Genomic DNA, 13,978 nt, shown 5'->3' on the forward strand with positions numbered 1-13,978 from the left:
CCACCGAGAAGAGCGGTATCGAGTGGTACTGAGGCAGGGCGCTGCAACACCTGCGGCGGCGTGTCGACGTCGGCTGAAGGGCAGGTGAGATGTGGATCAACAAGGGCTGCTGTGGCAGCCCTTTTGTTATGCCTGATCAATAATGAATAAATTGTGACAAGGAATTATTCGTATTTTTTCGATTGCGAAAATAATGCAAAAACAACAGGATAGATCACTTCGTGTGAAGATATTCTTGGCTTGCCTTTGTCTTTATCTGCAACGATAATCGCCCCCATCATGCAGGAGAGAGTGGCCAATCGCGGCCACCGCCGAAGGCGCAAGCGCACCCGCAATCGCTCAGGCAAAAGGACTGCATCATCGGATATCACGTATCTGCTTTACTCTGGAGAGCGCTGCCCATGAAGGCAGCCACCGAAGGGGCTAACGGCGGCTGAAAATGCCCGCCGGAAAATCTCAGGTGTCAGGACAGAGGGGTGTTGTACCAAGACAGGCAAAACACCCCCTTTGCAAGGACGCACAGATGACGGCCCCGAAACGTACCCCCCTGTTTGACGCTCATGTCGCCGCCGGCGCCAAGATGGTTGATTTCGCCGGTTGGGAAATGCCCATCCATTATGGCTCCCAGCTGAAGGAACATGAGATCGTGCGCAGCGACGCCGGCATGTTCGATGTGTCCCACATGACCGTGATCGACATCACCGGCAGCGATGCCAAGGCCTGGCTGCAACAGCTGATTGCCAATGACGTGGCCAAGCTGGGCTTTGAAGGCAAGGCGCTGTACTCCGGCATGCTGACCGAAGACGGCACCGTGGTGGATGACCTGATTGTCTACCTGACCTCCTACGGCTACCGCATGGTGGTGAATGCCGGTACCACTGATAAAGATCTGGCCTGGATGGAGAGCCACAAGGCCGGTTTTGATGTCTCCCTCAATGTACGTCGCGACCTGGCCATGCTGGCCGTGCAAGGCCCCAATGCCATTGCCAAGGTCTGTGCGGTAAAGCCGCAACTGGCCGACGCCATTCAATCACTCAAGGTATTCCAGGGCTTGCCTGCAGGCGACTGGTTCTTTGCCCGAACCGGCTACACCGGTGAAGACGGTCTGGAAATCATGATTCCGGCTGGCGAAGCCATCAACTTCTTCAATCAGCTGGTAGAGGCCGGCGTGGCCCCCATCGGCCTGGGTGCACGCGACACCCTGCGTCTGGAAGCCGGCATGAACCTGTACGGCCACGACATGGACGAAACCGTATCCCCGCTGCAGGCCGGCATGGGCTGGACCATTGCCTGGGAACCGGCCAGCCGTGACTTTATCGGCCGCAAGGCACTGGAAGCCCAGAAGGCCGCCGGTGTGCCGATGAAGCAGGTGGGCCTGGTGCTGGAAGGCCGTGGCGTGCTGCGTGAAGGCCAGAAAGTGGTAGTGGAAGGCGTGGGTGAGGGCATCATCACCAGCGGCACCTTCTCGCCCACCCTCAAGCACTCCATCGCCATCGCCCGCGTACCGGCCGCAACCGGTGCCGACGCACAGGTGGATTTGCGTGGTACGCTCACCGCTGTCCGCGTGGTGAAGATGCCGTTCGTGCGCAACGGCAAGAAAGTTTTCGAATAACAGCGAGCCGGGAAACACCGCACCAGCCTGCAGGCTGCGCTGCGGTTTCCCGCTCCCGTAACGGTTCAATCAATCCGAGGAGATTCAATCCATGAGCAATATCCCTGCCGAACTGAAATACGTTGCCAGCCACGAATGGCTGCGTCTGGAAGCCGACGGTTCCGTTACCGTAGGCATTACCGAACATGCACAAGAGCTGCTGGGCGACATCGTGTTCGTCGAGCTGCCGAAAGTGGGTGCCAACCTGGCTGCTGAAGAGCAAGCCGGCGTGGTGGAATCGGTAAAAGCCGCTTCCGATGTATACGCCCCGATCGCCGGTGAAGTGCTGGAAGTGAACGCCGAACTGGAAGCCGCTCCCGAGCTGGCCAACAGCGAGCCCTATGGCGCTGGCTGGTTCTTCAAGATCAAGCCGGCCAATGCCGCAGATCTGGACAGCCTGCTGGATGCCGCTGGCTACGCCAAGGAAATCGGCGCCTGATTGCACGCTGTCAAAGCCTCGTGATGTAAACCATCGCGGGGCTTTTTCAGTTTCAGAACCCGCTCAATATCTGCTGCGCTTCGGCGATACTGCGTTAAAAACATCTTCGGAATGCTCATTTACTCTGTGTAAATTCCGCTTCCTCAGCCGTTTTTGCCTTGTCTCGCTCTAGCTCACAAGATCTTGAATGGATTCTCTGGCACAGCTCTTCATTACCGGACACCCACCATGACTCTTGCTTCCCTGTTTAACCGTAGCGAATTCATTGCCCGCCATATTGGCCCCTCCGATGCCGAGCGCGGCGAAATGCTGGCCGAAATCGGTGCCGCCTCGCTGGACGATCTGGTTGCCCAGACCCTGCCGGCCGACATCCGCCTGAACCGTGCGCTGGACCTGCCGTCCCCGGTGCCGGAAGCCGAAGCCCTGGCCGCGCTGAAAGAGGTGGCCAGCCGCAACATCGTCAACAAGTCTTTCATCGGCCTGGGTTACTACCCGGTGCTGACCCCCACCGTCATCCTGCGCAATGTGCTGGAAAACCCGGGCTGGTATACCGCTTACACCCCGTATCAGGCTGAAATCGCCCAGGGCCGTCTGGAAGCGCTGCTCAACTACCAGCAAATGGTGATGGACCTGACCGGTCTGGAAATGGCCAATGCTTCTTTGCTGGACGAAGCCACCGCTGCCGCCGAAGCCATGGCCATGGCGCGCCGTGTATCCAAGAGCAAGTCCGAACAGTTCTTTGTTGACAGCCGCGTGCTGCCGCAAACCCTGGACGTGATGAAAACCCGTGCCAAGTACTTCGGTTTCGAGCTGGTTTCCGGCCATCCGGAAGAGGCCGGCAATGGTGACTACTTTGGTGCGCTGTTCCAGTATCCGGGCGAAGCGGGCGACCTGATCGACCTGACGCCCTACATTGCCGCCGTCAAGGCCAAGGGTGGTGTTGCCGTGGTGGCTGCCGACATCATGGCGCTGGTGGCACTGAAGTCCCCGGCAGAAATGGGTGCCGACGTGGCCATCGGTAACACCCAGCGCTTTGGCGTGCCGATGGGCTATGGTGGCCCGCACGCTGCCTACTTTGCCTTCAAGGATGAAATGAAGCGCTCGGCACCTGGCCGCATCATCGGTGTGTCGGTGGATGCCAAGGGCAAGACCGCGCTGCGCATGGCACTGCAAACCCGCGAGCAGCACATCCGCCGCGAAAAGGCCAACTCCAATATCTGTACCAGCCAGGTACTGCTGGCCAATATCGCCGGCATGTACGCGGTGTACCACGGTGCGGAAGGCGTCAAGCGCATTGCCAGCCGCATCCACCGTCTGGCTGCCATCTTCGCCCATGCGGTGAAGAGCGCCGGTGGCAAGCTGGTATTCGACCGCTTCTACGACACCGTACAAGTGGAAGCGGCCAATGCCGACGCCATCTACGCCGCCGCCCTGGCTGCCGGTTACAACCTGCGTCGCGTGTCCGCCACCGTGTTGGGTGTGGCCTTCCACGAAGCGGCTACCGAGGCTGATCTGGCCACGCTGATCCAGCTGTTTACCGGCAAGGATGCCGACATCGCCGCGCTGGATGCCGCCGCTGCCGATGCCATCCCGGCCGGCCTCAAGCGCGAATCCGCCTTCTTCACCCACCCGGTGTTCAACACCCACCACAGCGAGCACGAGATGCTGCGCTACCTGAAGAAACTGGAAAACCGCGACCTGGCGATGAATCACTCGATGATTTCGCTGGGCAGCTGCACCATGAAGCTGAATGCCACCAGCGAGATGATTCCCATCACCTGGCCGGAATTCGCCAATATGCACCCGTTTGCCCCGCGCGATCAGGCTGCCGGTTACCTGCAACTGATCGACGACCTGCAAACCCAGCTGAAAGCCATCACCGGTTTTGACGCCATCTCCATGCAGCCCAACTCCGGCGCGCAGGGCGAGTACGCCGGCCTGCTGGCCATCAGCCGTTATCACGAAGCGCGTGGCGAAGCGCAGCGCAATATCTGCCTGATTCCGCAATCGGCCCACGGTACCAACCCGGCCACCGCGCAGATGATGAACATGCAGGTAGTGGTGGTGAAGTGTGACGAATCCGGCAACGTCGACGTGGCCGACCTCAAGGCCAAGGCAGAGCAGCATTCGGCCAACCTGGCGGCGCTGATGATTACCTACCCGTCCACCCACGGTGTGTTCGAACAGCCGATCCGCGAGATCTGCGACATCATTCACAGCCATGGTGGCCAGGTGTACATGGACGGTGCCAACCTGAACGCCCAGGTGGGCCTGTGCCGTCCGGCGGACATCGGTGCCGACGTGTCGCACATGAACCTGCACAAGACCTTCTGCATCCCGCACGGCGGTGGCGGCCCGGGCATGGGCCCCATCGGCCTGAAAGCCCATCTGGCCCCGTTCATGGCCAACCACGTGGTGGCTGACGTGCCGGGTGCGGTTGCCGGTCAGACTGCGGTGTCCGCTGCGCCGTTCGGCTCGGCTTCCATCCTGCCCATCTCCTTCATGTATATCCGCATGATGGGTGCCGAGGGCATGAAGGCCGCCACCGAAAACGCACTCTTGTCCGCCAACTACATGGCCAAGAAACTGGGTGAACACTTCCCGGTGCTGTATACCGGTGCCAATGGCCGTGTGGCGCATGAGTGCATCATCGACTTGCGTCCGCTCAAGGCTGCCAGCGGCGTGACCGAGGTGGACGTGGCCAAGCGCCTGATGGACTACGGCTTCCACGCTCCGACCATGAGCTTCCCGGTACCGGGCACGCTGATGATCGAGCCGACCGAATCCGAACCCAAGGCCGAACTGGACCGCTTCATTGCCGCCATGACCGCCATCCGTCAGGAAATCGACCAGGTGCAGAATGGCACATGGCCGGCGGACAACAACCCGCTGCGCAATGCACCGCACAGCAAGGCTGACATCGCTGGCGACTGGGACCGTCCGTACAGCCGCGAAACCGGCCTGTTTCCGCTGCCTTATGTGCTGGAAAACAAGTTCTGGCCAAGCGTGAACCGTATCGATGACGTATACGGCGACCGCAACCTGGTGTGCAGCTGCCCCAGCACCGACAGCTATCTGTAAGCCAGCCCATGCGTGGGGCCTGTCTGGGTCCCACCGCCATAAGCCCCCGTTTTTACGGGGGCTTTCAGGCTGCAGGCAAGGTCATTTGGTACGATTTTACAGGGCCCGGCAAAGCCGGGCCTTTCGATTGAGTTATCGCTTCCGCATCCTTCCTGTCTATTCCCAATCCCCCCGCCCTTGCCCTGCAAGGGAGCCTCGCCTTCTTTATCAGAAAGCGAGATGAGGTGGAAATCATTTGTAAGCCCCCGTTTTTACGGGGGCTTTTTATTTTGCTGGTGTCAGCTGACTGCTTGTCCACCCGTCATGGCGGGCGGGCGTTATCTAGCTGTTGCTTAAAATATGGGCAGGTATTAAAGAAGTGAGATTTATTTTAAGTTTATGGTTTAAAAAGGCTGGATGATTGCTAGAATGACTCTCTTATTCATTGCACATGACCTAATGCTTGTTGTCATGGCTTCACCATTCAGGATGCAAGAGCAGGTTGGAACGCGATATGCCGCATGATGGAGTACCGTTTACCGAGGAAAGCATGGCGCGCTTTGCCTTGCTCGACAGGCTGCGCCATCCGGTATGGGTATTCGATATTGAAGCCCGGCGCGTGTACTGGGCCAACCCTCCTGCCTTGCAGGTGTGGGAGGCAGCCAGCCTGGATGAATTGTGCAGCCGTGACATGGGGCAGGACATGTCCGACTCCGTGGCGCGCCGTTTGCAGCAGTACCAGAGCGACTTCATCAGCCATGACATGATGTTTTCCGAAACCTGGACGCTCTATCCCAACGGTCATCCGCGCAGCCTGAAGGTGATGTTCAGCGGAATACGCCATCAGGGACGCATGCTGATGCTGTGCGAGGCGCTGGGTGAGTTGCAGGCCGACCCGGACACCCTGCGCAGTGCGGAAGCCCTGTTGCATTCGCCGGTATTCATCACCCTGTATCAGGCCGATGGCCAGGCGCTGTACCGCAATCCCAGTGCACGTGAGCAAGTGCTGGACCCGGCAGAGTGCTGGCAGACGCGTTTTGTCGACCCGGCCGATCTGGCCGCGCTGCAACAACTGCTGCAGGCCCATGGCAAGGGCAGGTTGGTGGCCAGGGTGCTGACCCGGCAGGGTGAGCGCTGGCATGAAGTGTCGGCACGCCATTGCCGCGATGCGGCATCCGGCCAGCCTGCCGTCCTGGTCAGCGAAATGGATGTCAGCGAGCTGAAAGAGGCCGAGGCGCGCGCCAGCTATCTGGCCATGCACGATATCCTCACCGGGCTGCCCAATCGCAATTTCGTCCAGCAGAATTACCCGGCCTTGTTGCAGCAAGCCCGTGCGCAAAATCTGGAAGTGGCCTTGTTGTGCATCGACCTGGACCGTTTCAAGAACATCAATGACAGCCTGGGCCACGGCTTTGGCGACTTGCTGCTGGTGCAGATGAGCGAGCGCCTGAAACAACTGCTCTCTGCCGGCCAGCAACTGGCCAGGCAGGGTGGCGACGAATTCCTGTTGCTGCTGTGCGCTCCACAGGTCAAGGAGCTTGCTGCCAGCCTGGCCGCAGCCATCGTGGAAAGCCTGGGTCGCCCCTTGTGGCTGCACGGCCAGGAGGTGCAGCTTACCGCCTCGGTGGGCATCAGCCTGTGCGCTGACGGGGCCGAGGATGTGCAAAGCCATATGCGCCATGCCGACCTGGCCATGTACAGCGCCAAGGAAGCCGGGCGCAATGGTGTCCAGTTTTACGACGAATCCATGGATGCCCGTGCCCGATCGCGGCTGGCGCTGGAGTACGAAATCCGTCGCGGCCTGGAAAATGGCGAATTCGAAGCCTTCTACCAGCCACGGGTGGATTGCTATAGCGGCCGTATTGTCGGGGCCGAAGCGCTGGCGCGCTGGCGACATCCGGAACGGGGCCTGTTGTTTCCCGACAGTTTCATCCCCGCCAGTGAGGAAAGCGGCCTGATCCGCGAACTGGACCGGCAAATCCTGGCACAGGTGGCCTCCCAGCTGGCGAACTGGCATCGACAGGGCCGGGACTTGCAGGTATCGGTCAACCTTTCGGCCAGCCAGTTTGCAGACCCGGAACTGCCGGCCACTTTGCAACAGATCCTGCAGCAAAGCGGCTGCCCGGCCGCCAGTATCGAGCTGGAAATCACCGAGTCCCTGCTGCTGGCGCACGACCCGCACACCATGAACACGCTGGCCGCCTTGCAGGCCATGGGTTTTGCCATTGCCATCGACGATTTCGGTACCGGCTATTCCAACCTCGCGTATCTGCAAAACTATCCGCTCAACACCCTCAAGATTGATCGCTCCTTCATTTCCGGCCTGCCGCAACGCTCGGCCATTCCGGAGCTGATCACCAGCCTGTGCCGCATCCTCAAGCTGGCCATGGTGGCCGAAGGAGTGGAAACCCATGCCCAGTTGGACTGGCTGCGCGAACAAGGCTGCCAGCAATACCAGGGCTATCTGTGCAGTCGCCCGCTGTCATTGCGCCACTTCAACGAATTGCTGGAGCATGGCGAAGAGCCGCCACCAAGCGCAGTCTGAATAAGCTTAGCGGGAATGCGTCATTCAAATTTGCCGCATCTTCCCTTAAGCTGATGTCCAGCCGGGGCCCCGCATGATGACGGCCTTCCCCCGCACGGAGACCAAGATGAACCTACGCACCCTGTTACCAGCCCTGATGCTGGCCAGCCCGCTGGCGCTGGCGGCCAAACCCCTGACTGTCTGTACCGATGCCAATCCGGAAGGCTTTGACGTGGTGCAGTACAACTCGCTGGTGACCACCAATGCCTCGGCCGATGTGCTGATGAACCGGCTGGTGGAATACGATGCGTCCGCTCACAAATTGCAGCCTGGCCTGGCCAGCAGCTGGCAGGTCAGCGCCGATGGCCTCAGCTACACTTTCAAGCTGCGTCCGGGCGTGGCCTTCCACAGCACCGATTACTTCAAGCCCAGCCGCAAGCTCAATGCCGACGACGTGGTATTCAGCTTCGAGCGCATGCTCAACCCGGACCACCCCTGGTACAAGACTGCGGCCAATGGCTACCCGCATGCGCAGTCCATGCAGCTGCCCAAGCTGATCAAGTCGGTCAGCAAGGTGGACGACAATACCGTACGTTTTGAGCTGAACTATCCGGAATCCACTTTCCTGTCCACGCTGAGCATGGGCTTTGCCTCCATTTACTCGGCCGAATACGCCGCCCAGTTGCAGGCTGCCGGCAAACAGGCCGAGCTCAACAGCAAGCCCATCGGCACCGGTCCCTTCGTGTTCCGCAGCTTCCAGAAGGACAGCGTGGTGCGTTATCAGCCCAACCTGGCTTACTGGGGGGGTAAACCCAAGGTATCGGCACTGATCTACGCCATCACGCCGGATGCCACCGTGCGGGTACAAAAGCTGAAGGCAGGGGAGTGCCAGCTGGCCTTGTCAGCAAAACCGCAAGACGTGCTGGCGGTGCAGGGCGACAGCAAGATTCGCGTACTGTCCACACCGGCCTTCATGACCGCCTTTGTCGCCATCAACAGCCAGCACAAGCCTTTTGACAATGCGCTGGTGCGCCAGGCAGTGAATCTGGCCTTTGACAAGAACACCTATCTGAAAACCGTGTTTGATGGCACGGCTACCGCCGCCACGCTGCCGTATCCGCCCAATACCTGGAGCTATAACAAGAGCGTGAAGCCGTATCCGCAAGACCTGACACGCGCAAAAAAACTGCTGGCCCAGGCTGGCTACCCCAACGGCTTTGACACCACGCTGTGGGTACGCCCCAGCGGCAGCACGCTCAACCCCAACCCCAAGGCCGGCGCCGAGCTGTTGCAGGCTGATCTGGCCAAGGTGGGCATTCGTGCGCAGATCAAGGTGATCGAGTGGGGCGAACTGATCAAGCGCGGCAAGGCGGGCGAGCACGACCTGCTGTTCATGGGCTGGGCCGGGGATAATGGCGACCCGGATAACTTCCTCACCCCGCAGTTCTCCTGCGCCGCCGTGCAGTCCGGCACCAACTTTGCCCGCTATTGCGACCCGAAGCTGGACAAGCTGATTAGCGACGGCAAGAAAACCAGCGATTTTGCCCAGCGCAGCAAGCTGTACCTGCAAGCGCAAAAGCTGATCAGCGATCAGGCCTTGTGGCTGCCGCTGGCCCACCCCACGGCCTATGTACTGGAGCGCAAGGAAGTGAGCGGCTACGCCGCCAACCCCTTTGGCCGCGTCAACTTTGCTGCGGTGAATGTGCAGTAAGCACTCAAGCCGGCAAAGCCGTTAAGCCCGATGCAAAAGGCAGCCTTGTGCTGCCTTTTTGCATCGCCAAGCGGCTGCCCATGGCAATCGCCGTGCTGCCCAGGACGGCTTGCGGTATCATGTGCCGGTGTTTGTCGATCACAGACGCAGCGGGTGCCGGGAACAGTCTGTCCCGGGATTCCGCGCACCGGGAAGAACCTGCCATGAGCCGTAAAGAAAGCAAAAGTCCAACCTTTGACCGCATTGTCGAAGCCAGCCTGCAGCTGTTCAACCAGCAGGGCGAGCGCAGCGTCACCACCAATCACATTGCGCGCTATCTGAATATCAGCACCGGCAATCTGTACTACCACTTTGCCTGCAAGGAAGACATCATCAACGAGCTGTACCGGCGCTACTCCAAGGGTATGGCCGATTATCTCAATGCCGCGGGCGAGCTGAGTGTGACTGCCTCGGTGGAAGGGCTGGTGTCCCTGCTGGAGAAGGTATTGCGCCATTTGTGGACCTTCCGTTTCATTCCGCAAAGCATTTCCAGCCTGTTTTCGGTCAACCAGTCCTTGCAGGAAAGCTATAGCAAGATCGAAGCCGGGTTGATCAGCCGTGGCGTGGAAAAGCTGTTTTTCAAGCTGCGCGATCAGGGCATGCTGGAAGGTGACGACGTGCAGATCGGTTTTCTCGCACGTAATTTCCAGCTGTTGCAAACCGGCTGGATTGCCCGTCCCGACATTGCCAAATGTCCACAGGAAGCACAGACCGTGGCGCGCGAGGGTTGCCTGAGCCTGCTGTATTTCCTGGCACCTTATGTGTCCAGCCGTTTCCGCCAGCCTTTCGAGCGCGTGCTGGCCGGCATGGTGCCGGGGCAGGGGGCCATCCCGGCCATCTGAACCCGTCTTTTGCTTACGCAGAGAATGGCCAGTCGCTGACCGGCCATTTGTCATTTTGTGCCGGAATTTTCATAAGCTTTGCAGGAAATCCGGCTTGGCTTCTTCCCCTGCTGACGGTATGGTTAGTGCGATATGCAACAGGCGTAAAGCCACAGGAGAGAAGAAGATGAAACTGGAAACCCTGGCCGTGCACGGCGGCTACAGCCCGGACCCGACCACCAAGGCGGTGGCGGTGCCGCTGTATCAGACCACCAGCTATGCCTTTGACAGCACCCAGCACGGTGCAGACCTGTTCGACCTGAAAGTGCAGGGTAATATCTATACCCGCATCATGAACCCCACCACCGATGTGCTGGAAAAGCGCGTGGCTGCGCTGGAAGGCGGTATCGGCGCGCTGGCGGTGGCATCCGGCATGGCGGCCATCAGCTATGCCATCCAGACCATCGCGGAGGCTGGTGACAACATCATTGCCACCAGCACGCTGTATGGCGGTACTTATAACCTGTTTGCCCACACCTTCCCGCAACTGGGCATCGAAGTGCGCTTTATCGACTACAAGGACCCGGCCTCCATCAGCAAGCTGGTGGATGACAAGACCAAGGCGGTGTTCTGCGAGTCGGTGGGCAACCCGCTGGGCAATGTGGTGGACTTTGCCGCCTTTGCCCAAGAAGCGCACAAACATGGCCTGCCGCTGATTGTCGACAATACCGTGCCCTCGCCGTACCTGTGCCGCCCCTTCGAGCATGGCGCGGATATCGTGGTGCACAGCCTCACCAAATACCTGGGCGGCCACGGCACCAGCATTGGCGGCATCATTGTCGATTCCGGAAAATTCCCCTGGGGCGAACATAAAGAACGCTTTGTGCGCCTGAATACGCCGGATGTCAGCTACCACGGCGTGAATTACGTCGAGGCACTGGGCCCGGCTGCCTATATCGCCCGTTCCCGCGTGGTGCCGCTGCGCAATATGGGCGCCGCCATTTCGCCGTTCAATGCTTTCCTGATCCTGCAAGGCATCGAAACCCTGGCCTTGCGCCTGGACCGCATTTGCGACAATGCGCTGAAGGTGGCCGAGCGGCTGCAAGCCCATCCGGCAGTGGAGTGGGTGGAATACGCCGCCCTGCCTTCCAGCCCCAGCAAGGCGCTGGTGGACAAATACATGGGCGGTCGCGCTTCGGGCATTCTGTCCTTCGGCATCAAGGGTGGCATCGAGGCCGGTGGCCGCTTCATCGATGCACTGCAACTGGTGACCCGTCTGGTGAATATCGGCGATGCCAAGAGCCTGGCTTGCCACCCTGCATCCACCACCCACCGCCAGCTGTCGCCGGAAGAGCAGCTCAAGGCCGGGGTGCGACCGGAGCTGATTCGCCTGTCCATCGGCATCGAGCACATCGACGACATTCTGGCTGATGTGGATCAGGCGCTGAACGCAGCGGCCCTGTAAAGGTGCGTTGTTGATGCAAAAAAGGCTGCCGGATGGCAGCCTTTTTCAATGTGGTGGAACTAGCGGCGGTGTACCACCTGCGGGTTCAGGCCGTTGGCCAGGTGGTGATGCCACTTGCCGTTGATGAACTCCTGCACAAAGCGCTTGGCGCGCTCGGCGTGGTCCAGCTCGCCATGCGGGGCGATATTGCTCAGGTGCACCGGGTGGCCCAGTTTGCGCGCCAGCTCTTCGGTATCGATGAATACCAGTGGCTGGCCGGGAAAACTGGGGTAGCTGACGGTTTCGCGTGACAGCAGGGTCAGTTGCAGATGGTGCTTGTCGCGCTGAATGAAATCGTACAGCTCATCCACTGCGGCTTCCTCGCCCTCCAGCATTTGCAGGAAATCCTTGTTCATCAGCAACAGCAGGCTGTTGATGCCCAGGCGCTGGTTGCGGGCACGATAACCGGCCAGCAGCCCCAGCAGGGATTGCGGTGAATAGGCCGGATTAAGGGCGCTGGAGTAAATCAGGCGGATCATTGCAGTCTCCTGGCGCTGGAGCGCTCTTGTGGTGATGGTGGCCGGTGTCATGGTGCGGACCTGGCTGGCTCCATGATAGGTGGAATTGCCTTGTCATGCACCTTGCCTGCTTGTGTGGCCAAATTTCAGCCGCCGGCCGCGCCCAGATGCAGCCAGAGCAGGAAGCTCAACAGTGCCGCCAGTGCGTGCAGCCAGGCGCGCCAGCGATAACTCACGGCCACGCCTTGCGGCGTGAGGGTGTTGATCAGATAGGGCTTGCCGTCATCCGGCTTGCGCACATGCAAGGTGGGCGGGGTGCTGGCCAGCTGCTGATGTAACTGGCGTACCTCACGCTCGGCAGCGGCACGTACCAGCTGCCATTCCTGTTCGCTGATCTGCCCGCTGCCGTCCAGATCAAAACGGCGCAGCAAGGCCGGCTGGTCCTGTTTCCATTCGCTCAGCTTTGCGCCCACATCCTGGCGGAATGCCTGCTGGTCGGGTCGCACACCTCCGTGGCTGCTCAACTGGCCCAGTACGTAGAGCGGGTCGCCTTCATCTATCCATTCTTCCACCAGCGTTTCATTGCCTTCCTGCCAGCTCTCGCGGTGTGGCGGCTGCACCTCGGCACCTTCCGGGTGGATGATCACCGCCTGCTTGCCATCCTGCAGCACAAAGGACTGATCGCTGCACTCCGGTACGGACAGCAGGCTGCCGTTGTCCAGCGTCAGCGGGTCTAGCGTACGGCCGGACAGGGCGCTGCGCCGGTCATTGTGATAGCGCCAGCAGCGGTACCACACGCAGCGGCGGCCGGAATAGGGGCTGTAGTTGACGGCACGCTCATGGTTGGTGGCCACGCCATAGAGTTCCACATGGCCCAGTGCGGCTGTTGCTGCGCGTGCGGTGGGCGTGTCGGCAATCAGCCGGTAACGCCGGTAATTGAGCCACCAGCCGATCAGCCCGCAGAGCAGCATGGCAGGCAGCAGCAGTTGGCGAAAAACCGGCAGTCCCAGTTTCAGGCCGGCAAAGCCCAGCAGCAGGTAAAGGCCAAAGGCCATCCAGCCATTGCGCGTCCACTGCCAGCTCAACCACTGCTGCATGATTCAACCCTGGCGGAACAGCTGGGCCAGATCAACATCCCGCTTTTCGGCGACGCTGAACTGCAAGGCGCGGGCGGGCTGGAAGTTGAACAGGCGGGCGATGAGCACATCGGGGAATTGCTCGATGCGCACATTGTTGAGGTTGACGGCATCGTTATACAGCTCGCGCCGGTCGGCAATGGTGTCTTCCAGCTGGCTGATGCGCTCGGCCAGATGAGAGAATTGCTGGTCTGCCTTCAGTTCCGGGTAGGCTTCCGCCACGGCCAGCACCTGGCCGATCAGCCCGCGCAGCTTGCCTTCCTCGTGCCCCAGCCCTTCCATATTGCGACTTTGGGCGTACTGGGCCACGGCCGAGCGCGCCTCCATCACCCGGCTGAGGGTTTGCTGTTCGAACTGGGCGTATTGCTTGCATACCTCCACCAGCTTGGGCAGTTCGTCATGGCGCTGCTTGAGCAGCACGTCGATATTGGCCCAGCTGCGGGCAACGGCATGCTTGAGGTTGACCAGTGCGTTGTACAGGGTGATGAAATACAGCAGGACAATGGCGATCACGCCAAAGAAAATCACCAGCTTCATGGAGGGGACTCCCCGAGGGTGCCGTGGTGGCAGGTAAAATACTGTTAAGCAGGATTATTCTAGCGGCATCGTCAGACATGCTGCCAGCAGTGTCAAGA

At 60.1% G+C, this 13,978-nt stretch carries 10 protein-coding genes and 2 riboswitches; of the genes, 7 read left to right on the forward strand and 3 right to left on the reverse strand.

Annotation, left to right across the window (positions count from 1 at the left end):
* The first annotated feature begins 272 nt into the window (after positions 1 to 272).
* A riboswitch (glycine riboswitch) is annotated at positions 273 to 365 on the forward strand.
* 10 nt (positions 366 to 375) lie between these two features.
* Positions 376 to 482: riboswitch (glycine riboswitch) on the forward strand.
* Positions 483 to 523: 41 nt separating this feature from the next.
* The 7 genes from gcvT (at position 524) to ACE3SE_RS07490 (ending at position 11,710) form a co-directional block, all read left to right on the forward strand.
* The gene (gene gcvT / locus ACE3SE_RS07460; protein WP_062789778.1) at positions 524 to 1,612 is read left to right on the forward strand and encodes a glycine cleavage system aminomethyltransferase GcvT; all 1,089 of its coding nucleotides are present in this window, start codon (positions 524 to 526) and stop codon (positions 1,610 to 1,612) included.
* Positions 1,613 to 1,703: 91 nt separating this feature from the next.
* The gene (gene gcvH, locus ACE3SE_RS07465; protein ID WP_062789780.1) at positions 1,704 to 2,090 is read left to right on the forward strand and encodes a glycine cleavage system protein GcvH; all 387 of its coding nucleotides are present in this window, start codon (positions 1,704 to 1,706) and stop codon (positions 2,088 to 2,090) included.
* A 228-nt stretch (positions 2,091 to 2,318) separates the two neighbouring features.
* Positions 2,319 to 5,171 carry an aminomethyl-transferring glycine dehydrogenase gene (gene gcvP, locus ACE3SE_RS07470; RefSeq protein WP_374554395.1) on the forward strand — a complete coding sequence of 951 codons (2,853 nt, stop codon included), beginning with the start codon at positions 2,319 to 2,321 and terminating at the stop codon, positions 5,169 to 5,171.
* A 493-nt stretch (positions 5,172 to 5,664) separates the two neighbouring features.
* Entirely contained in the window at positions 5,665 to 7,695 is a 2,031-nt protein-coding gene (locus ACE3SE_RS07475; protein WP_374554396.1) for a putative bifunctional diguanylate cyclase/phosphodiesterase, read from the forward strand.
* A 106-nt stretch (positions 7,696 to 7,801) separates the two neighbouring features.
* The gene (locus ACE3SE_RS07480) at positions 7,802 to 9,385 is read left to right on the forward strand and encodes an ABC transporter substrate-binding protein (protein ID WP_374554397.1); all 1,584 of its coding nucleotides are present in this window, start codon (positions 7,802 to 7,804) and stop codon (positions 9,383 to 9,385) included.
* 203 nt (positions 9,386 to 9,588) lie between these two features.
* Positions 9,589 to 10,266 carry a TetR/AcrR family transcriptional regulator gene (locus ACE3SE_RS07485; RefSeq protein WP_374554398.1) on the forward strand — a complete coding sequence of 226 codons (678 nt, stop codon included), beginning with the start codon at positions 9,589 to 9,591 and terminating at the stop codon, positions 10,264 to 10,266.
* Between the two features lie 166 nt (positions 10,267 to 10,432).
* Positions 10,433 to 11,710, forward strand: coding sequence for an O-acetylhomoserine aminocarboxypropyltransferase/cysteine synthase family protein (locus ACE3SE_RS07490; RefSeq protein WP_374554399.1), 1,278 nt, complete (start codon positions 10,433 to 10,435; stop codon positions 11,708 to 11,710).
* A 59-nt stretch (positions 11,711 to 11,769) separates the two neighbouring features.
* On the opposite strand, the gene ACE3SE_RS07495 is transcribed toward ACE3SE_RS07490, so the two are convergent.
* The 3 genes from ACE3SE_RS07495 to ACE3SE_RS07505 form a co-directional block, all read right to left on the reverse strand.
* The gene (locus ACE3SE_RS07495) at positions 11,770 to 12,228 is read right to left on the reverse strand and encodes a BLUF domain-containing protein (RefSeq protein WP_052693880.1); all 459 of its coding nucleotides are present in this window, start codon (positions 12,226 to 12,228) and stop codon (positions 11,770 to 11,772) included.
* Between the two features lie 125 nt (positions 12,229 to 12,353).
* Positions 12,354 to 13,304 carry a hypothetical protein gene (locus tag ACE3SE_RS07500; protein ID WP_374554400.1) on the reverse strand — a complete coding sequence of 317 codons (951 nt, stop codon included), beginning with the start codon at positions 13,302 to 13,304 and terminating at the stop codon, positions 12,354 to 12,356.
* Positions 13,305 to 13,307: 3 nt separating this feature from the next.
* Positions 13,308 to 13,880 (reverse strand): LemA family protein, encoded by a 573-nt coding sequence (locus ACE3SE_RS07505; RefSeq protein ID WP_045846164.1) that lies wholly within the window; start codon positions 13,878 to 13,880, stop codon positions 13,308 to 13,310.
* Positions 13,881 to 13,978: the final 98 nt, after the last annotated feature.

Origin of the sequence: Aquitalea pelogenes, from assembly GCF_041914625.1 — a bacterium.
Lineage (GTDB): Bacteria > Pseudomonadota > Gammaproteobacteria > Burkholderiales > Chromobacteriaceae > Aquitalea > Aquitalea pelogenes.